This window comes from Rhodopseudomonas sp. (genome assembly GCF_048594845.1).
GTDB lineage: Bacteria > Pseudomonadota > Alphaproteobacteria > Rhizobiales > Xanthobacteraceae > Rhodopseudomonas.
This window is the reverse complement of sequence record NZ_JBMDXE010000192.1, coordinates 1-19,900: the sequence shown is the minus strand read 5'-3', so window position 1 is coordinate 19,900 and position 19,900 is coordinate 1. Positions and strand designations below refer to the sequence as shown.

The window sequence follows — 19,900 nt, the reverse complement described above, 5'->3', positions numbered from 1 at the left end:
TCATTGCGAGTGAAGGGAAGCAGTCCAGAGCGCCATGGACGGCGCTGGATTGCTTAGTCGCTTCGCTCCTCGCAATGACGGAGAAGCTGCGCCGCGCAAGTGCACTTCGCTCAATCTTCCTTCTTCGCCCAGCTCAGGAACAGGCCGATGTCGCCGGGGATTCCCTCGGGAAAATCGACGACGCGGGCGGTCAGGGAGAAGCCGTGCGGACGTAGTTCGGACTTCCAGCGCAGATAGATGTCGGCCGCCATGCCGCGCAGTGTCGACGGCCATTCCGGATCCGGGACGTTGATGGCGCGGCCATGATCGGTGCACAGCTCGGCGGGAAAGCGCAGCAGCAGGTAGTCGGCCTCGCCTTTCTTGGCCATCGCACGGGCGTTGTGCATCATGTGCTCCCAGGCCTCGTCGGTGAGATGCGTCGCCAGCATCTGGCTGGCCTGGCGGTGATGCTTTTCCTCGGCGACGCGCTTCGCCTCGCGCCGCAATTCCTCTTCGTGCCGCTCGTGTTCGACGCCGAGCTGCTGGAACGCCGTCGCAGAGATTTCGTCGGATGAGGGATTGTGCGGTGGCGGAGGCGCGGCAACTTGGCCGCGGTGCGACAGCGCCTCGAGCGCGTCGGACGCCACCGGCCGCATACTGCCGTCGTCGTGCACCGGATCGCGCGGATGCGCATGCGCGGGGCCAGCCAGCGTCTTGAGCAGATCGGCCCGACTGACGATGCCGACGACCCGGCCCTCGCGCAGCACCGGCACGCGCTTGATATTCTTCTCATACAACAGGTCCGCGATCTCGGCGATCGGGACACTCTCGTCGACGGTCAGCACCGGCGATACCATGATTTGCGCGGCGGTGCGGTGATCGGATTTCAAGAATTGCAGATAGTCCGGATGCACCTCGTCGCCTTCGGACAGCATCTGCAGCCACCAGTCGCGCCGCGACTCGCGCGCTTTCTCGTTGCGCGGCATCAGGTCGCCTTCGCTGATGATGCCGAGCGGTGCGCCCGCTTCGTCCACCACCGGCACCGCGCTGATGCCGTGCGCCAGCAACGTCTCCGCCACCGTGCGCACCGACGCATTGGGCCGCACAGTTACGATCCGGGTGGTCATCACGTCTGCTGCTTTCATGCTCACGTCCCTCATTGTCGCATACGATCGCCGTCATCCCGCGGTGGCGTCATTCCGATCGCGCCGCAGTCTAGCTTCGGTTTCGATCAGATTGACGAACTCCGGCCGCCGCCCCGCGAGATCGTGAAGATCGGCGATATCGAGCACCAGAAGCACGCTCGGCTTGGTCGCCACCACTGTGGCGGTGCGCGGGCCGCCGAACAGCAGCGACATCTCGCCGAAGAAGCTGCCCGGTCCCAGCACGATCGGCTTCGGCGCAATGTGCACGGCAGCCTCGCCCGAGACGATGAAGTACATGGTGTCGCCGGGATCGCCCTTTCGCATCACCACGGCGCCGGCCTCGACGTCACGCGACTGAAGCAATCGGACGATGTCGGCAACCGCGGCCGCGCCGAGGTCGCGAAACAGCGGAACGCTGATCACCAGCTCCCACGTGCGCAGGAAGTGCCGCCGCTGCAGCTCTTCAGCGAAAGCGGTCGCGATGATGCCGGCATGCAGCGCGAACATCACGATGCCGCCGACCATCACCCAGCCGGCCAGCAACCGCCCCCATATCGTGGTCGGCACCACGTCGCCGTAACCAGTCGTCGTCAGCGTGGCAATCGCCCACCACAGCGTCCGTTCGATACTGCCGAAGGCTTGCGGCTGCGCGGCGCGCTCGAACACATGGGCGAGTGTCGCGGCCGTCAGCGTGACCACGACGAACAGCCCCGCAATGCTGAGCAGCGCGATGCGGCTGCGCACCATCACCCGCCAGAACAGCGTCAGGCCGTTGGCATGGCTGATGTAACGCAGCGTCCACACCAGCGCGAATAGCCGGGCGTCGTGCGGGTCCGGCGCCAGCGCCCAGCCGAACGGCAACGCCACCGCGCAGGCGAAATCGACCAGGCCCTGGCTGGACGCCAGATACTGATGCGACCGCCGCTGAGCCACCGCTGTCCACAGCCGCACGACGAAGATCAGAGCCAGCACCGCCGCAACGGCCAGGATGACGTCGCCGAGCAGATCGTCGAGCCGCGCATCGACGTCCGGTGACGTACCCAGCACCATGGCGGCCACGCCGGCGGTGGTGAGCGCGTTCGACCAAAGCCACGACAGCCGTCGCCAGCGGCGGGAGGGGATCGAATCCATGGGTGTCATCGGGGCGATGCGGCCCGCCGTCGTGGCTTGTTAGAGAAAGTTAAACCGCTTCGCGTCAGGCTGCCTGTTGATCTGGATCACGGCGCCGCAACTGTCCGGAACTGTCTTGGGGGGACGCGGATTGACGAGGTCAGGTCGTCGGACTGCTGCGCCGGAGGACGAATGCCGCGGGGTGGAAACCATATCCCGAGCCTGATCGCACTCACGATGACGCGAGCGACGGAGCTGTGCTACACGTCGCTCTCGGTCGGCTAGAGGTTTTGATTTACCTCAACCTGACCATCTCGGCGCATGTTCTTTGATATTCGACAATGAAGTTTGCGGCGAGCGCCCCCTATACACGCCCGCCGCGCATGGCACGGATGGAAAGACATTGACATGGAGTATCTCTCCGCGATCGGGCCGCTTCTGATCCTCATCTTCTTCGGCGGCGGCCTCGTGATAGTGGCTTACCTGGCGTTCGACGATATGCGCGCGCGCGGGCTCTCCTGGAGCGCGGGCTCGTTTTCCGCAACCATGACCTCGATGACCGGACGGCTGAAGAGCCTGCCGGCCGGTCCGGCGATCGTCGGCGCAGCCGTCGTGATCGGGGCTCTCGTGGTCTATGTGGCGGCCGGCAGCATGGACCACGCGCCCGTCGAGACCACGGCGGTCGAAGACAGCGCACCGGCTGAAGCCGCACCGGCGCCAGCGACCGTCGCTACTGCGCCCACGGCCGAGAAGCCCGCGGCTCCCCCTGCGTCGGCTGCTGCGCCGTCGAGCGCAGCCACCAACGCAATGGCCAGCATGGCGACGCCCGGAGCCGTCCGCACGGTGACCTCGTCGAGCTGCGCCTCCAACGGCTGCCCGGTGTCCTGCAGCGCCGACGAAACGCTGGCCTCAGCCTATTGCATCACCGGCGGAACGGCGCGCCTGACCGATCAGCTTCAGGTCAAGGACGGCGTAACGACGGCGCGCTGCAGCCCCAGCGCCGCCAGCATCTCGGTCGCCTGCGCGCGCAAGTAATTCGTTTCGGTAATCACGACGTCGAGCCCGGCCGCTGCGCCGGGCTTTTCGTTTTGGGAAGCAGCGGCTGACGGTGTCTTCTCCGCCGTTGCGAGGAGCGAAGCGACAAAGCGATCCAGCTCAATGCACCGAGCTCGAATATTTCGCTGCGCCCGCAATAACGCGTGAGGCCTGCGTCGATCATGCGGACAGAGCCGGGTCCCCAAAAGACTTCGCCGTCCCGCTGAGGCGGAACGGCGAAACTTAGGCTCATCAAGACAGCAGTCGCTGTCGGACCACCCTGAACGGCGGGGCTAGTCCTTCTTCTCGATGTTCCAGAACACCGGGGTCGCCGGACCGTCCAGCACGCCGGTGAGTTCGTTGCGCCACACGCTCGGCGATTTGTACTGCCCGAGCGGGATGTACAGCACCTGGTCGTAGACTTCCTTCTGGATCTCCTCGGCGAGCTTCTTCTGCTCCTCCGGCGAGGTCGAGCGAGCGAACTTGTCGCGCAGCTCTTCGACCTTGGGATCGTCCGGCCAGCCGAACCAGCCGCCGTTCTTGCCGCGGCCGCCGGTCGAGACGTTGGCGATCGGGTTGAGAATGTCCGGACCGGCCCAATTGGTGAAGAACATGTTCCAGCCGCCTTCCTTCGGCGGCTTCTGGCTGGCGCGACGCGTCACCACGGTCTGCCAGTCGGTCGCCTGGAAGTCGACCTTGAAGCCGGCCTCGCGCAGCAACTGCGCGGCGACGATCGGCTGGGCCTTCAACGCACCGACGTCGCCCGGCGCCATCAGTGCAATCGGCGTGCCGTCATAGCCGGACTCGGCGAGCAGCTTCTTGGCCTCGGCCATGCCGTTGCCCTTCACAAGCGTCTCGGAGCCGACGTCGGTCGCGAGCGGTGTGCCGCAACCGAACACGGCGCCGCACACCGTGTAGTATTCGGGATTGCCGACCAGCGCGTCGAGCACCGGCTTCTGGCTCATCGCCAGGAACGCGGCGCGACGAATCTTGATGTTGTCGAACGGCGGATACAGGAAGTTCATCCGCCCCAGCGTCTGGAAGCCGAGCGGGCTGAGTGTGTGAATCGTCAGCTCTTTATCCTGCTTCAGCACCGGCAGGATATCGAACGACGGTGCCTCGACGAAGTCGATATCACCGGACTGCAGCGCGTTGATCGCGGTCTGCCCGTCCGCCATGGTGATCCACTCGACGCGGTCGACCTTCACCACCTTGCCACCCGCGGTCCAGCTCGGCGGCTCCTTGCGCGGCACGTAGTCCGTGTTCTTGACGTACACCGCCTTGACGCCCGGTTGGAATTCAGCGGCAACGAACTTGAACGGACCGGAGCCGATCTGCTCGGGGATCGCCTTGTCGGCCGGCGTCTCGGCGATGCGCTTCGGCATCATGAACGGCACCAGCGACGACGGCTTGCCGATCGACTCCAGCACCAGGCCGTAGGGCTCTTTCAGTTTCAGCGTGATGGTCTTCGCATCGGTCGCCTCGAGGCTGGCCGTGAAGTCCATCAGCTTCTGGCCCATGCCGTCCTTCTGACCCCAGCGCTTCAGCGAAGCGACGCAGTCCTCCGCCGTCACCGGCGTGCCGTCATGCCACTTCAATCCGTCGCGGAGCGCGAAGGTGTAGGTCAGCTTGTCGTCGGAGACTTTCCAGTCCGCCATCTGCGGCTGGACTTTGAAGTTGGCGTCCATCGCCAGCAGCGTGTCGTAAACCATATAGCCATGGTCGCGCGTGATGTAGGCGGTGGTCAGACCCGGATCGATCACGCGCAGATCGGAATGCATCACCGCATGAATGGTCTTTGCTTCGGCGAGCGCGGGGAGCGTCAGTGACGCTGCGAGCGCGAGCGCCGGCAGCATAAATTTGGACGCAGCTACTGAACGCAGCCGATGCGACCTTTGCAACATACGATGTTCTCCTGGCGTGAAACTGATCAACAGCAGATGATTGCTTGTGCAGGACGACGAGCGAGACGGCACGTAACAATGCGACGACGCACTGTTATTGCGCGTTGCAGCACTGGGACTACCAAGACTTGCACCAAGCGTGCCAAGCGTCAATCTGTTCGCTGCGTACCGGCATGTCGCACCGACGCCGCGGGGTCGCGCATGTTTCACTTTACAAATGCCCTCACACTCTTTCTCGTAGCAGTGTCCCAACCGTGAGTACGTCATGAATCCAGCCAATCTGCCGTTTGATTCCGAGGTGATGCTTGAAGGACTGCGCGCCTGGGTTGAGTGCGAGAGTCCGACCTGGGATTCCTCCGCAGTCGAGCGCATGCTCGACCTTGCTGCGCGGGACATGGCGATGATGGGCGCATCGATCGAACGCATCGCGGGACGGCAGGGCTTCGCCGGCTGCGTCCGCGCTCGCTTTCCGCATCCCAAGCAGGGCGAACCGGGAATCCTGATCGCCGGACATCTCGACACCGTGCATCCGGTCGGCACGCTCGAGAAACTGCAGTTCCGCCGCGAAGGCAGCAAGGCGTTCGGTCCCGGCATCTTCGACATGAAGGGCGGCAACTACCTGACGCTGGAAGCAATCCGCCAGCTCGCGCGAGCGTCGTTCACCACGCCGCTGCCTATCACCGTGCTGTTCACGCCCGACGAGGAAGTCGGAACGCCATCGACCAGGGACATCATCGAGGCCGAAGCTGCGCGTAACAAATACGTGCTGGTGCCGGAGCCAGGACGCCCGGACAATGGCGTCGTTACGGGACGCTACGCGATCGCGCGTTTCAACCTCACCGCCACCGGCAAGCCCAGCCATGCGGGCGCGACGTTGTCGTCGGGCCGCTCCGCGATCCGCGAGATGGCGCGGCAGATCCTGGCGATCGACGCGATGACCGGCGAGGATTGCACCTTCAGCGTCGGAATCGTGCACGGCGGCCAATGGGTGAATTGCGTCGCCACCACCTGCACCGGCGAAGCACTCAGCATGGCGAAGCGCCAGGCCGATCTCGATCGCGGCGTCGAGCGGATGCTGGCGCTGTCCGGCACCAGCAACGACGTCACCTTCGAGGTCCGGCGCGGCGTAACGCGGCCGGTGTGGGAGCCCGACGCAGGCACCATGGCGCTGTATGAAAAAGCTTCCGCGATCGCTGCACAGTTGGGCATGAAGCTGCCGCACGGAAGTGCGGGCGGCGGTTCCGACGGCAATTTCACCGGCGCGATGGGCATCCCTACGCTCGACGGCCTCGGCGTTCGTGGTGCCGATGCGCATACGCTGAACGAGCACATCGAGGTCGACAGCCTCGCCGAACGCGGACGACTGATGGCCGGACTGCTCGCGACGCTCGCGTAAGGTCGTGCACGCGGCCTGCCCTCAGCGAGCCGCGTTCCATGGCATGGGAATTGCTCATTCTTCAGCAGACCGCATCGTTCTGCACTGACAGAAGGCGATAATGACGACCCGCATCCCGCAGATAAATTTCGCTAATCGACAGTCTGCTTCAACGATGGAGCGTCGATGCTCGGCTATCTGATCCGCCGCATCCTTGCGGCCATTCCGGTGATGGGCGTGGTCGCGCTCGTCGTTTTCCTGCTGCTGCGACTGACACCCGGTGATCCCGCCGCGATCCTCGCCGGCGACAACGCTTCCCCCGAACAGCTTGCGCGCATCCGCGCCTCGCTCGGTCTCAACGAACCCCTCTACACGCAATTCTTCAGCTGGATCGGAAAGCTGCTGCACGGCGACCTCGGCGTCTCGCTGATCTCACAGGTGCCGGTGCTGCAGATGATCGGCCAGCGCATCGAGCCGACCATCAGCGTGGCGATCTCCACGCTGCTGCTGTCGATCATCATCGCGGTGCCGCTCGGCGTGATCGCAGCCTGGAAGCACGGCACCTGGATCGACCGCTTCGTGATGGCTTTGTCGGTGATCGGCTTCTCGGTCCCGGTGTTCGTGATCGGCTACGTGCTGATCCAGATCTTCGCGATCGACATGCGTTGGTTTCCGGTCCAGGGCTTCCGCTCGCTGTCGCGCGGCTTCGGTCCATTCTTCGAACGTCTCGTGCTGCCGACGCTGACGCTGTCCTTCATCTACGTCGCGCTGATCGCGCGCATGACGCGCGCCGCGATGCTCGACGTGCTCGGCGAAGACTACGTGCGGACCGCCCGCGCGAAAGGCATCACCGAGAGCCGCGTGCTGCTGCGCCATGCGCTGCGCAACGCCGCCGTGCCGGTGATCACCGTGATCGGCACCGGCTTCGCGCTTCTGATCTCGGGCGTCGTCGTCACCGAAAGCGTGTTCAACCTGCCCGGCATCGGCCGCCTCACCGTCGATGCGGTGCTGGCGCGCGACTATCCGGTGATCCAGGGCATGATCCTACTCACATCCGGCATCTATGTGGCCGTCAATTTGCTGATCGACGTGGCATACACGCTGCTCGATCCGCGGATCAGGTATTAGGGGCACCGCGATGGCCATCGACAGCCTCCCCGAATCCTCAATGCCGGTCACGCGGCCATTCGGCCAGAAGTTCGGCTTCCTCTACTCCAGCCCGATCATCGCGGCAGCGTCGATCTGCCTTGCGCTGGTGGTCGCCTCGGCGATCTTCGCGCCCTGGCTCGCGCCTCACGATCCGCTGCTGCTGGCACCGGCGCAGCGGCTGAAGCCGGCGAGCGCCGAGTTTCTGCTCGGCACCGATGCGTACGGCCGCGACGTGCTGTCCCGCATCCTCTACGGCGGCCGCGTGTCGCTGCTGATCGGCCTCGGTGCCGCCGTGGTCAGCATCGCGATCGGCCTTTTCGTCGGCCTGCTCTCGGGCTTCTTCAAATGGCTCGACGCGATCATCATGCGGCTGATGGATGGCCTGATGGCGATCCCCAGCATCCTCTTGGCAATCGCCGTGGTGTCACTGTCGGGCGCCAGCCTCACCACAGTGCTGATCGCCATCACCATTCCGGAAATCCCGCGCGTCGCGCGGCTGGTGCGCTCGGTCGTGCTGACCGCGCGGGAAGAGCCCTATGTCGAAGCCGCGATCTCGGTCGGCTCCAGCCTGCCGAAGATCATGATGAGGCATCTGCTGCCGAACACGATCGCGCCGCTGATCGTGCAGGGCACCTACATCTGCGCTTCGGCGATCCTCACCGAAGCGATCCTGTCGTTCCTCGGCGCCGGCATCAGCCCGGAGACGCCGACGTGGGGCAACATCATGGCCGAGGGCCGCACGCTGTTCCAGATCAAGCCGTCGCTGATCTTCTGGCCCGGCGTGCTGCTGTCGATCGCGATCCTCAGCGTCAATTTGATCGGCGACGCCGCCCGCGACGCGCTCGATCCGCGGATGAAGCAGCGGGAGGGCTCGCGATGAGACACCTCGCCTCCCGTGTCCCGGACGCGGTGCGGCACGTAGTGCCGCCCCGCAGATCCGGGACCCCGGTTAGACAGCAAACTCACCGGGACCCCGGATCAGCAGCGCACCACGCCGCAAGAGCGGCGCGCTGCACTGCATCCGGGGCACAGGCTCCTTCCAACCGGGCGACAGAGACATGACCGACAACGTCCTGGAGATCGACAACCTGATCGTGCGGCTCGGCAAGAGCGGCGACGGCGACAAGGTGATCGACGGCATTTCGCTGAACGTGCGGCAGGGCGAGACGATGTGCCTGGTCGGCGAAAGCGGCTCGGGCAAGTCGGTGACGTCGCTCGCCACCATGGGTCTGCTGCCGAAGGGCGCACTGCATGTCGCGAGCGGCCAGATCCGGCTGGCCGGCGAGAATGTCGTCGTCGCCAGCGAGCGGCGGTTGCGTCAGCTGCGCGCCAGCCAGATGGCGATGATTTTCCAGGAGCCGATGACGGCGCTCAATCCGGTGGTGCACGTCGGCAAGCTGATTGATGAGTTTCTGCGCTTCCACACCGATCTCGGCGCGCGCGAGCGGCGGAAGCGCATCCTCGCCATGATGGAGCAGGTCCGCCTGCCCGACGTCGAGCGCATCTTCGCGTCCTATCCGCACCGCCTGTCCGGTGGTCAACGTCAGCGCATCATGATCGCGATGGCGCTGGTGCTCGAACCCAAGCTGCTGATTGCCGACGAGCCGACCACCGCGCTCGACGTCACCACGCAGAAGCAGATCCTGACGCTGATCCGCGAGTTGCAGCAGGCGCACGGCACCGCGGTGCTGTTCATCACCCACGACATGGGCGTCGTCGCCGAGATCGCCGACCGCGTCGCCGTGATGCGCACCGGCCGACTGGTCGAAACCGGCCCGCTCGACACCGTGCTGCGGCGGCCGGAGATGGACTACACCCGCAAGCTGCTGTCGGCAGTGCCGAGCCTGGTGCCGCGCGCACCGCGCGAGACGCAGGCGTTGTCGGTCGTGCTCGAAGCCAACGAGCTCGGCAAGGTGTATCAGGAGCGCTCCTTCCTCGGTGGCCGCCGCGAAGTCGTCGCCGCCAAGGACGTGACGCTGACGCTGCACAAGGGCCGTACGCTCGGCATCGTCGGCGAGAGTGGCTCCGGCAAGTCGACGGTGGCACGCTGCATCGTGCGGCTGATCGATCCGACTTCGGGCGGCATCCGGCTTGCCGGGCGCGAAATCTCCGATCTGTCGCGCCGGCTGCTGCGGCCGCACCGCAAGAAGATCCAGATCATCTTCCAGGACCCGTATCGCTCGCTCAATCCGCGAGTCAGCGTTGGCGAGAGCATCGCGGAGGGGCCGATCAATTACGGCATGCCGCATGCGCAGGCGATGGCCAAGGCGCGGCAGCTGCTCGAACTGGTGCATCTGCCGGCCGATGCGATCTCGCGCTTCCCGCATCAGTTCTCCGGCGGTCAGCGCCAGCGTATCGCCATCGCCCGCGCATTGGCGCTCGACCCGGACGTGCTGGTCGCGGACGAGGCGGTGTCGGCGCTGGACGTCTCGGTTCAGGCCCAGGTGCTCGAGCTGCTCGACGAGATCCAGACCCGACTCGGCATCGCACTGCTCTTCATCACCCACGATCTGCGCGTCGCCGCGCAGATCTGCGACGATGTCGCGGTGATGCAGAAGGGCCGTGTCGTCGAACAGGGGCCGGCCGCCGAGGTGCTGACCAATCCGAAGCAGGCCTACACACGCCAGCTCCTCGAAGCCGCCCCCGGCCGCGACTGGGACTTTGCGAACTTCCGTCCGGTGAGTGAGGCTGCGCAAGCACTGGCGAACTAAGCGATCACCCCTCCCCGTCATTCCGGCGCGCGCAGAGTGCGAGCCCGGTATCCATAACCACCGCCAGGGAATATGGATTCCGGGCCTGCGCCCCAAGGGACGCATCCCGGAATGGCGAACGTAAATTCAGCAAGAGAACAACGACCATGACCCGCATCGCCGTCGGCGGCTTTCTGCATGAGACCAACACCTTTGCGCCCACCAAGGCGACCTGGGAGGCGTTCGTTCACGGCGGCGGCTGGCCGGCGATGACGACGGGCGCCGACGTGCTCAAGGTGATGCGCGGCATCAATGTCGGCCTCGCCGGATTCAATGACGAAGCCGCGACGTACGGGTGGGAGCTGGTCCCGACGATCGCTTGCGGCGCCAGCCCGTCGGCGCACGTCACCGAAGACGCCTTCGAGCGCGTCGTTAAAGTCATGGTCGACGGCATCAAGGCCGCAGGCGAGCTGGATGCCGTGTGTCTCGACCTGCACGGCGCGATGGTGACGGAACATCTCGACGATGGCGAAGGCGAGATTCTCGCCCGCGTGCGCGGCGTGATCGGTCCGGATCTGCCGCTGGTGGTCAGCCTCGACCTGCACGCCAACGTCACGCCGCGCATGGTCGAACATGCCGACGCGCTGATCGCTTACCGCACCTACCCGCATGTCGACATGGCCGACACCGGTCGCGCCGCGGCCAGGCATTTGGCGTTGCTGCTGAGGAGCGGCCAGAAGCTAGCGAAGGCGTTCCGGCAGTTGCCGTTCCTGATCCCGATCTCTTGGCAATGCACCTTCGACGAGCCGACCAAGGGCATCTACGACAAGCTTGCGGCGCTGGAGGGCGACGCCGTGCCGACGCTGTCGTTCGCACCGGGCTTTCCGGCCGCCGACTTCCCCGACTGCGGCGCCTCTGTGTTCGCTTATGGCCGCACTCAGGCCGATGCCGATGCTGCGGCCGACAAGGTCGCGGCTCTGGTGATCGGCCATGAGAACGATTTCGACGGGCCGATCTATTCGCCCGACGACGGCGTCAAGTTGGCGATGCAGCTGGCGGAGGGCGCCAGCAAGCCGGTGATCATCGCCGACACCCAGGACAATCCCGGCGCCGGCGGCGACTCCGACACCACCGGCATGCTGCGTGCGCTGGTGCGGGCCAATGCGCAGCGCGCCGCAATCGGCGTGATCTACGATCCGGCCTCTGCCAAAGCCGCACACGATGCCGGTGTCGGCGCCACGGTGCGGCTGGCGGTCGGCGGCAAGTCCGGCATCGCCGGCGACGCGCCGTATGAAGAGAGCTTCGTGGTCGAGCAGCTGTCGGACGGACGGTTCGTCGCCGGCGGACCGTATTATGGCGGACGCGAGATGGAGATGGGACCGTCGGCCTGCCTGCGGATCGGCGACGTCCGCGTGGTGGTGTCATCACACAAGGCGCAGCTCGCCGATCAGGCGATGTATCGCTACGTCGGGATCGAGCCGACCGCGCAGGCGGTCCTGGTGGTGAAGAGCTCGGTGCATTTCCGCGCCGACTTCCAGCCGATCGCCGAGAAGTTGCTGATCTGCGCAGCGCCCGGTGCGATGCCGGCCGACCCAGCGGCGCTGCCCTGGACCCGGCTTCGCCCCGGTGTGCGGATCAAGCCGAATGGGTCGCCATTCAAGGGCTGACTCAGAAAGCCGCGCCGCCATCACGTCGAGCCGCGCCTTCTGGCAGAATACCGCGCCTGCTGTACGCGGCGCGCTCACCCGCAAGAGTTGACGTCACGCACGGCTGACGTCTCACGTCTCGAAGTGCTCAATAATAACTACGTGCCTGCCATGATGTCGCAGACATTCATGTACGCGAATACCATTTTGCTAGTTAGTTCCCTTCTGCGCAGACAGTGTTGGAACGGATCAGGTTCCATTTCATTTGCCTACCATTCATGCGCGCCACGGCGACGCAAAAGGGGATCGCAAATGTCCGTCACCAACAGCGAAACGCTCCGCACCACCAACGCAAGGCAGGGCCATGCACGGTCAAGCCTTGCCAATCCGGTCAGCGGCACCCGAACAGATATCGCCACCAAAGTCGGGCGGCTCGCGACCTATTCGCTGGGCTTTGCCGCAAGCGACGAGACGACGCGGCCACTGCTACTGATCCACAGCGTGAACGCCGCCGGCTCGGCGTTCGAGATCAAGACGCTGTACGATCACTACGCCAAGTATCGCCCGGTGCACGCCGTCGATTTGCCCGGCTTCGGCCAGTCCGACCGCGACGACCGGGAATACACAGCGCGGATCATGACCGACGCGGTGCATGCGGCAATCGCTCGGGTGCAGGAGCTGCATGGGCCGCAGCCAATCGACGTGATGGGGCTGTCGCTGTCGTGCGAATTCGTCGCGCGCGCTGCGGCCGAGCGGCCGGAGGCGTTTCACACCCTTGGCCTGATCAGCCCGACCGGCTTCGAAGGCAAGGCTCGCGACGAACGCGTGCCCAGCACGCGCGGTCAGGGTTGGCTGCTCAGCACGTTGCGCTTCAAGCTGTGGGACGAAGGCTTCTTCAAATTGCTCACCGCGCGGCCGGTGATCCGGAAATTCCTGGAAAAGACCTGGGGCTCAAAGAAGATCGACGAGTCGATGCTGGATTATGACTACCATACTACCCACCAGCCCGGCGCTCGCTATGCTCCGTACTATTTCGTGGCCGGCTACATGTTCAGCAAGGACATCCTCAGCATCTACGAATCGCTGCGGCTGCCGGTGTGGATGGCGTACGGCACCCGCGGCGACTTCGTCGATTACCGGCATAAGAGCCGCGTCGCCGGGCGGTCGAACTGGACCATCCAGCAATTCGACGCCGGCGCGCTGATGCACTTCGAAGTGCTCGACCAAGTGGTACGGTCATACGACCAATTTCTCAGTGTGTCAGAGCGGACTGACGCACCTGTCGTAACAGCCTGACAATCACGGGAGCGCCGCACGAGGATGTGAAGCGGCGCTCCCTGTGATCATTACATGTGTTTTGTTTTCGTATTGCAAACGGCGACATGAGCGCGGTTAACTGACAATGCAAATCATGTGATACGACTCTCCATGCGGAGGTGTTTAACGCGAATGAACTACACAAGCCTCCTCACCGGCACTGCCGGCACCGAACCGGCGCCGACGCATCCGCTCACGCACCATGAGATTCTGACGCTCGTGCAGCCGTTCACGCGCCGCGACTTTCACGTCGATCTCGGTGCCAGCGATCGCATCAACCGGCGGCTGATCTTCAAGCCGATCACGCATGATGAAGAGGGTGTCGGCGGGATCGATGCCCATGAAGTGCTGCGGCTCGACAACCCCCGTCCTGGCTACAGCATCCTCACGCGGACGCTGACGCTCGGCGGCGGCCTTTCGGCAACCCTCGAGACGCAGGGCGAAGACTCCGGCGTGTTGCTGGCCCGGATCGAAACGATACGGCCTCAACAGCAATTCCGCACCGTCGACGGCACCATTGTGGCGCTGAGCTATCGGCTGACGCCACGTCCCGGCGAAAAGGGCTACGATCCGGCCGCGGTCGATCGCGAACTGTTGCGCGGCGAGGCGCGGATCGCGGGCTTCACGATCGTGCTGCGCGGCCCGCAGGTGCGCGGCTATCCTGCCGAGATCGACATCACGCCGGATGTCGCCGGCGTCAAACTGCCCGAGGACCTACTGGCGGTGATGGGCTGGGCGTGGTCGCCGATACGCAGCAGCAAAGCAGGCTACAGCGGCAAGCTGAAGGCGCGAGGCAGCGGCGCCGAACTGAGCCGCGCCATCGAGGCGCGGTTCGAACAGACCATTGCGCATCTCACCCGGACACTATCGCAGCCGCCGGCGGCCTATCATGCCACGCTGGCTCGCAAGCGCTGGGGCGTGGCGCTGCGTCGCGCGCTGCCGCTGCTGTTCTTCGCCAGCCTGATCGTCGGCGCGGCCGCGCTGACCCTGGTCGACATCCCGCAGGACTCGATCATCAACCTGCTGCTGATGGGCGCGCCGCCGCTGCTGATGATCGGCGCGTTCGGGATGCGCGACATTCCATCGATGGAGATTCCCCCGCTGCCGCGCCGAATGACTCACACCGCTTGGCACCCACAGACCGAGCCGGCGAGCCAGCCGACTCTCGACGTTCAGACGACGTAAGCGAGGATCCTATCGATGCACGGCAATCCGATGAACATCCCCCCTGTGTCGATCGCCGCCGCCAAGGCCGCGCTGATCGAGCAATATGCCGAGCCGACGCTGCGGCGCCGCGCCTCGATGCTGTGGGGCACGCGGGGTGTCGGCAAGTCCTCTGTCGTGCGCCAGGTCGCCGAGCACTACAAGGTGCCGCTGGTTGACCTGCGGCTCACCACCATCGAGCCGGTCGATATCCGCGGCGCGATCTATGCGGACGAAAATCTCGCCAAGACGGTGTGGTTTCCGCCGGAGTTTCTGCCGTCACCCGATCAACCCGAGGGGCTGCTGTTTCTCGACGAGCTCACCGCCGCCGATCAGCGGCTGCAGATCTCGGCCTATTCGCTGATCCTCGACCGCCGCGTCGGCAACTATCAGCTGCCGGATGGCTGGCTGGTGGTGGCCGCCGGCAATGCCAGCTTCCATGGCGCGATCAGCCACGACATGGGCACCGCGCTGGCCGACCGAATGTTTCACTTCAACGTCCAGACCGCGATCGACGCCTTCCTCGCCCACGCGATGGCGCGCGACTTCGCGCCGGAAGTGATGGCCTATCTCAAGGTGCGACCCGACAAGCTCGACGATACCCAGGCGCAGCTCGCCGGCGATCATCTGATCGGCGCCAGTCCGCGCGGCTGGGAAGACATCTCCCATGTGCTGAAGTCCGGCCTGTCCGACTCCGCCAAGCGGCTGTTCGTGCAGGGCCGGATCGGTGCCGCCAATGCGGCTGAGTTCTTCGGCGTGCTACGCGAGATACAGGCCGGCACCGACGTGGTCAAGCTGCTCGCGGCGAAACCGGGACCCGAGACCGCGGCATTGCTACCGAAGACGCTCGATGCGCTGTACGGCATGTTGTACGGACTGCTCGCCGCCTGCACCGACAAGGCCACGCTGGCGCGGGCGCTGGAGATCGTCGAGCAACTGCCCGATATCCGTGGCGCCGTGCCGCTGCCGATCCGCGAGGCGCAGACGCTGGCGATGGAGCTGTTGATGCAGCGCGGGCTGGAGAACGGACTGGAGGCGGCGATCTTCGACAGCCCGGCCTATGCGCGTTACGGCGAACGCCGACAATTGGAAACGCAGGATGCCTGAAGCTGCGGCGCTGTTCAGCCATCGCGGGACGCGCGCGATCCAGCGCATGGTGGAGTTCGCGCCCTCGACTGGCGGTCTCGCGCTGTGGGTGCGGCATCAGGACCTGCCCGCCGACGGCAATGAGCCCGCCTCGCCCGCGGTGACCGATGGCACCACCGTGTATTACGGCCCGGCCTTCGACAAGCTGCCGCTCGCCGAGCAGGCCGGGCTGGTCGCCCACGAGGTGCTGCACATCGCCCTGCGCCACCCGCAGCGCTATGTCGAGCTGCAGCGCGTGATCGGCGATGTCGATCTCGAACTCTACACCATCTGCGCCGACGCCATCGTCAACTCCACACTTGCGCATCTGAGCTGGCTGAAGCTGCCGGCCAGATCGGTGATGCTGGAGCAACTCCTCGCCCAGGCACTGAAGCGCGAACAGCCGCCCGAAGCAGCGCTGCTGGAATGGGACGTCGAAAAGCTATACCGCGCGATCGACGATCGCCGCGAGACCAGCAGCACCGGCAAGCAGAAATCCAACGATGCCTCGCGCTCCGGCTCGGACTCCGACGACGCCGGCAGCGGCGGCCGCAATCAGTCGCAGTCCCAATCTGAATCCGCGAAGGAGAGCGCCGAGCAGCGCGCCGACGGCGCGCGCTCCGCGAAGGTGCGCGAACTCAGTGCCGGCGGCGCACGCGACCTGATCCCCAACGCGGAGTCTCAATCCGCGCCGGAAGCCGAGGCCGAGCACGCCCGCGACTGGAGCGAGCGCATCCTGCGGGGCCACGCCGGTGATGGCGCGTTCTCGATGCTGCGCACGCTGATCGCCGACCTGCCGCGCACCCGCACGCCATGGGCGCAGGTGCTGCGCGTACAGCTCGCGCGCGGACTGGCGCGCAAGCCGGCGCTGACCTGGTCGCGGCCGGCGCGGTCCTATATCGCCAATCAGGGGCGCGCCGGCCGTCATCGCATGCCGTTCGAGCCAGGCTTTCAGGCCACCAAGAACGAGCCGCGGCTGGCGCTGATCATCGACGTCTCCGGCTCTATCGACGACCGGCTGATCGAGCGTTTCGCCAACGAGATCGAGACCATTCTGCGGCGGCAGGAAGCCGGGCTGGTGCTGATCATCGGCGACGAGCGCGTCCGCCAGGTCGAATTCTTCGAGCCCGGCCGCCGCTTCGTGCTGAGCGAGATCACATTCAGCGGCGGCGGCGGCACCGACTTCACGCCGCTACTCGCCGAAGCCGACCGGCATCGGCCCGACATCGCGGTGGTGCTGACCGATCTCGAAGGCCCGGCGGATTTCAAACCGCGCTGGCCGGTGATCTGGGCCGTGCCGGAGACGCACACGCATGCGACGCAGCCGTTCGGCCGGCTGCTGACATTGAACTAAACGAATTGAACTAAACGAATTGCACTAAGCAGATTGCGGCGATGCACATCGTCAGGAGACCGCCATGCTACAGGTCATCGGAATTCCGGATGCGTGCGACAATCTCGCGCCGATCCCGATGGAGTGCGACGCGGCGTTTCTGCCGATCAAGGGCGAGCTGCCGCGCGAACTGAACGGCACGCTCTATCGCAACGGCGCCAACCCGCAATTCGCCTCGAAGAACGCGCACTGGTTCTTCGGCGACGGCATGCTGCACGCGTTTCATCTCGAGAACGGCCGCGCCAGCTATCGCAATCGCTGGGTGCGCACGCCGAAATGGCTGGCGGAGCACGATGCCGGCCGCCCGCTGTACGGCGAGTTCAACATGAAGCTACCCAACGCGCCGCGCTCGGCGCCGGACGACGGCAACGTCGCCAACACCAACATCGTATATCACGCCGGCAAGCTGCTGGCGCTCGAAGAAGCGCATCTGCCGATGGAGATCGAGCCCGGCACGCTGGCGACGCGCGGTTATCACGATTATGGCGGCGCCCTGAAGGGGCCGTTCACGGCGCATCCGAAGATCGACCCGGTGACCGGCGAGATGCTATTCTTCGGCTACAACGCGGCAGGACCACTCAAGCGCACGATGTCGTTCGGCGCAATCAACGCTTCGGGACATGTGACGCGACTGGAGTATTTCAAGGCGCCTTACGCCGCGATGGTGCACGATTTCATCGTCACCGGGAACTACGTTCTGTTTCCGATCCTGCCGCTGACCGGCAGCATCTGGCGGGCGATGCGCGGTAAGCCGCCTTACGCCTGGGACCCCGGCAAAGGCGCCTATGTGGGCGTGATGAAGCGCGGCGGCTCGACCCGCGACATCCGCTGGTTCCGCGGCGACGCCTGCTTCGTCTTCCACGTGATGAATGCGTGGGAGGACGGCAGCAAAATCGTGGCCGATGTGATGCAGTCAGAGGTCGCGCCGCTGTTTCCGCATCCGGACGGCCGCCGCACCGATCCCGACAAGGGCCGCGCCCGGCTGTGCCGCTGGACCTTCGATCTCGCGAGCAACACCAGCGGCTTTTCGCGCAGCTACCTCGACGACATCAGCGGCGAATTCCCGCGCATCGACGAACGCCGCGCCGGCCTACCGAATCGTTACGGCTGGTACGCCTGCGCCAGCCCCGAAACGCCGATGCTGGGCATGCTGACTGGTCTCGTGCACGTCGATGGCAATGGCCAACGCCGCGCGCGCTATCTGCTACCGACAGGCGACACGATCGGCGAGCCGGTGTTCGTGCCGCGCACATCCGATGCGGCTGAAGCCGACGGCTGGCTGCTGACGGTGATCTGGCGCGGCTGCGAGAACCGCAGCGACCTCGCGGTGTTCAACGCGTCCGATATCGAAAGCGGCCCGATCGCGCTGGTACAACTCGGCCACCGCGTGCCGGATGGCTTTCACGGCAATTGGGTGGCTGGCTGATCGCGTTGCGCGATCTAAGCTTCAGGACACCGCAGGACCGAACCGCAGGATGGTGAATTCAGTGTCGTCGTAGGCACGGCGCTCCAGCTCGACGAAACCATCCGGCGCGACGAAGCCGGCGTCCTTGGCCTCCTCGACGATGACCAGCGCATCGGGCAGCAACCAGCCGCCGTCGCGGAGTGACGCCAGCGCCTTTTCGGCCAGTTGCATGCGGTACGGCGGATCGGCAAACACCACGCCGAACGGCTCGACCGGATGCGCCGGGCCAAGATTGGCGGCATCGCGGCGATATACCTTGCTGACGCCGCCGAGCCCAAGCGCCTCGACATTGGCGCGCAGCAGCGCCCGCGCCTCGGCACCGTTATCGACGAACAGCACGAACTTGGCGCCGCGCGACGACGCCTCGATACCGAGCGCGCCGGTGCCGGCGAACAGATCCAGCACCCGCGCATCGCTGATCGGGTCCTCGTACGCATGCATCAGGATGTTGAAAAGCGACTCGCGCAGCCGATCCGCCGTCGGCCGAATCTCCCGCGACGACGGCGCCACGAGATTGCGCCCGCGCAGCCGCCCCCCGATCACGCGCATCGGAAGACTCGCTTTGCGGAGCCAACCCCAAGCACAGCGCACTCCCCTCCCCCTTGCGGGGAGGGGTCGGGGGTGGGGGTCCGCGAGTCCAGACCTCGTGGCTTACCCGCCACCCCGAACCTCCCCCGCAAGGGGGGAGGGAGCGCTAGCGCCGTGCCTGCCATCAGCATGAACCCCAACTACTCGTCGCGCGGGGCGATATCGCGCTTGCCGTGATAGCGACGCGCCGGACCTCGCGACGGGTCGCGGGGCGCGCCGGTGCCGGTGCGCTCGACCTTGATCTTGCGGCCCTTGCGATCCTCGACAGCACCGCGCTTGGTCGGCGGCTTCTTCTTCGGCGCCGGCGCGGCCTCCTCGCCCGCGGCGACCGCGCGCGCGGGCCGCTTCGGCTTGATCTCGCTAGGCGACGGACCGACGAAATCGCAGCCGGCGAGCTCGATGATCTTCTCGCCCAGCTGTTCGCGCAGCACCCGCGTCTTCACTTCCTCGACCTCGCCTTCGCCGAGCTCGAGCAGCTGGAACGGGCCGTAGGAGACGCGGATCAGCCGGTTCACTTCGAGCCCGAGATGCGCCAGCACGTTGCGCACTTCGCGGTTTTTGCCTTCGGTCAGCGACAGCATGATCCAGCAATTGCGACCCGTGCGCCGCTCCAGGTTCGCATCGATCGAGCCGTAGCGGATGCCCTCGATCTCGACGCCGTGGATCAGCTCCTCCAGCTGCGTCTGGCTGACGTCGCCGAAGACGCGGGCGCGGTAGCTGCGCTGGACGCCGGTCGCGGGGAGCTCCAGCTGGCGTTTCAGCTCGCCGTCGGTGGT

At 65.6% G+C, this 19,900-nt stretch carries 15 protein-coding genes and 1 pseudogene; 11 read left to right on the top strand and 5 right to left on the bottom strand.

Translation table 11 applies throughout. The features are described 5' to 3' along the window. Positions 1 to 110 precede the first annotated feature (110 nt). Both ACOJTD_RS12350 and ACOJTD_RS12345 read right to left on the bottom strand, forming a co-directional pair. Complete coding sequence (locus ACOJTD_RS12350; RefSeq protein WP_420133203.1) at positions 111 to 1,124, bottom strand: CBS domain-containing protein; 1,014 nt, start codon at positions 1,122 to 1,124, stop codon at positions 111 to 113. A gap of 33 nt (positions 1,125 to 1,157) precedes the next feature. Continuing rightward, entirely contained in the window at positions 1,158 to 2,255 is a 1,098-nt protein-coding gene (locus ACOJTD_RS12345) for a cyclic nucleotide-gated ion channel (RefSeq protein WP_420133202.1), read from the bottom strand. 387 nt (positions 2,256 to 2,642) lie between these two features. Here ACOJTD_RS12345 and ACOJTD_RS12340 point away from each other — a divergent pair, with 387 nt between their 5' ends. After that, entirely contained in the window at positions 2,643 to 3,269 is a 627-nt protein-coding gene (locus ACOJTD_RS12340; RefSeq protein WP_420133201.1) for a hypothetical protein, read from the top strand. Positions 3,270 to 3,562: 293 nt separating this feature from the next. On the opposite strand, the gene ACOJTD_RS12335 is transcribed toward ACOJTD_RS12340, so the two are convergent. Beyond that, the gene (locus ACOJTD_RS12335; RefSeq protein WP_420133200.1) at positions 3,563 to 5,173 is read right to left on the bottom strand and encodes an ABC transporter substrate-binding protein; all 1,611 of its coding nucleotides are present in this window, start codon (positions 5,171 to 5,173) and stop codon (positions 3,563 to 3,565) included. Between the two features lie 265 nt (positions 5,174 to 5,438). On the opposite strand from ACOJTD_RS12335, the gene ACOJTD_RS12330 reads away from it, so the two are divergent. The 10 genes from ACOJTD_RS12330 (at position 5,439) to ACOJTD_RS12285 (ending at position 18,497) form a co-directional block, all read left to right on the top strand. Beyond that, positions 5,439 to 6,569 carry a M20/M25/M40 family metallo-hydrolase gene (locus ACOJTD_RS12330; protein WP_420133199.1) on the top strand — a complete coding sequence of 377 codons (1,131 nt, stop codon included), beginning with the start codon at positions 5,439 to 5,441 and terminating at the stop codon, positions 6,567 to 6,569. A gap of 165 nt (positions 6,570 to 6,734) precedes the next feature. Next, entirely contained in the window at positions 6,735 to 7,676 is a 942-nt protein-coding gene (locus ACOJTD_RS12325) for an ABC transporter permease (RefSeq protein ID WP_420133198.1), read from the top strand. A gap of 10 nt (positions 7,677 to 7,686) precedes the next feature. Continuing rightward, complete coding sequence (locus ACOJTD_RS12320; protein WP_420133197.1) at positions 7,687 to 8,577, top strand: ABC transporter permease; 891 nt, start codon at positions 7,687 to 7,689, stop codon at positions 8,575 to 8,577. A 178-nt stretch (positions 8,578 to 8,755) separates the two neighbouring features. Continuing rightward, entirely contained in the window at positions 8,756 to 10,408 is a 1,653-nt protein-coding gene (locus ACOJTD_RS12315) for an ABC transporter ATP-binding protein (protein ID WP_420133196.1), read from the top strand. Positions 10,409 to 10,554: 146 nt separating this feature from the next. Next, positions 10,555 to 12,054, top strand: a complete 1,500-nt coding sequence (locus ACOJTD_RS12310) for a M81 family metallopeptidase (RefSeq protein WP_420133195.1) — start codon at positions 10,555 to 10,557, stop codon at positions 12,052 to 12,054. 291 nt (positions 12,055 to 12,345) lie between these two features. Further along, positions 12,346 to 13,329, top strand: coding sequence for an alpha/beta fold hydrolase (locus ACOJTD_RS12305; RefSeq protein ID WP_420133194.1), 984 nt, complete (start codon positions 12,346 to 12,348; stop codon positions 13,327 to 13,329). Between the two features lie 153 nt (positions 13,330 to 13,482). Continuing rightward, positions 13,483 to 14,535: a hypothetical protein gene (locus ACOJTD_RS12300; protein ID WP_420133193.1), complete on the top strand. Its 1,053-nt coding sequence runs from the start codon at positions 13,483 to 13,485 to the stop codon at positions 14,533 to 14,535. 15 nt (positions 14,536 to 14,550) lie between these two features. Then, positions 14,551 to 15,660 carry an ATPase gene (locus ACOJTD_RS12295; protein ID WP_420133192.1) on the top strand — a complete coding sequence of 370 codons (1,110 nt, stop codon included), beginning with the start codon at positions 14,551 to 14,553 and terminating at the stop codon, positions 15,658 to 15,660. Then, the gene (locus tag ACOJTD_RS12290; RefSeq protein ID WP_420133191.1) at positions 15,653 to 17,032 is read left to right on the top strand and encodes a DUF2201 family putative metallopeptidase; all 1,380 of its coding nucleotides are present in this window, start codon (positions 15,653 to 15,655) and stop codon (positions 17,030 to 17,032) included. Before ACOJTD_RS12295 ends, ACOJTD_RS12290 begins: the two co-directional genes overlap by 8 nt. Positions 17,033 to 17,096: 64 nt before the next feature. Next, positions 17,097 to 18,497 (top strand): carotenoid oxygenase family protein, encoded by a 1,401-nt coding sequence (locus ACOJTD_RS12285; RefSeq protein WP_420133190.1) that lies wholly within the window; start codon positions 17,097 to 17,099, stop codon positions 18,495 to 18,497. 21 nt (positions 18,498 to 18,518) lie between these two features. Here ACOJTD_RS12285 and rsmD read toward each other — a convergent pair whose 3' ends face one another. Together rsmD and ACOJTD_RS12275 are read right to left on the bottom strand one after the other, a co-directional pair. Continuing rightward, complete coding sequence (gene rsmD, locus ACOJTD_RS12280) at positions 18,519 to 19,127, bottom strand: 16S rRNA (guanine(966)-N(2))-methyltransferase RsmD (RefSeq protein WP_420133189.1); 609 nt, start codon at positions 19,125 to 19,127, stop codon at positions 18,519 to 18,521. A 137-nt stretch (positions 19,128 to 19,264) separates the two neighbouring features. After that, a pseudogene (locus ACOJTD_RS12275) lies at positions 19,265 to 19,900 on the bottom strand (pseudouridine synthase); the annotation flags it as partial.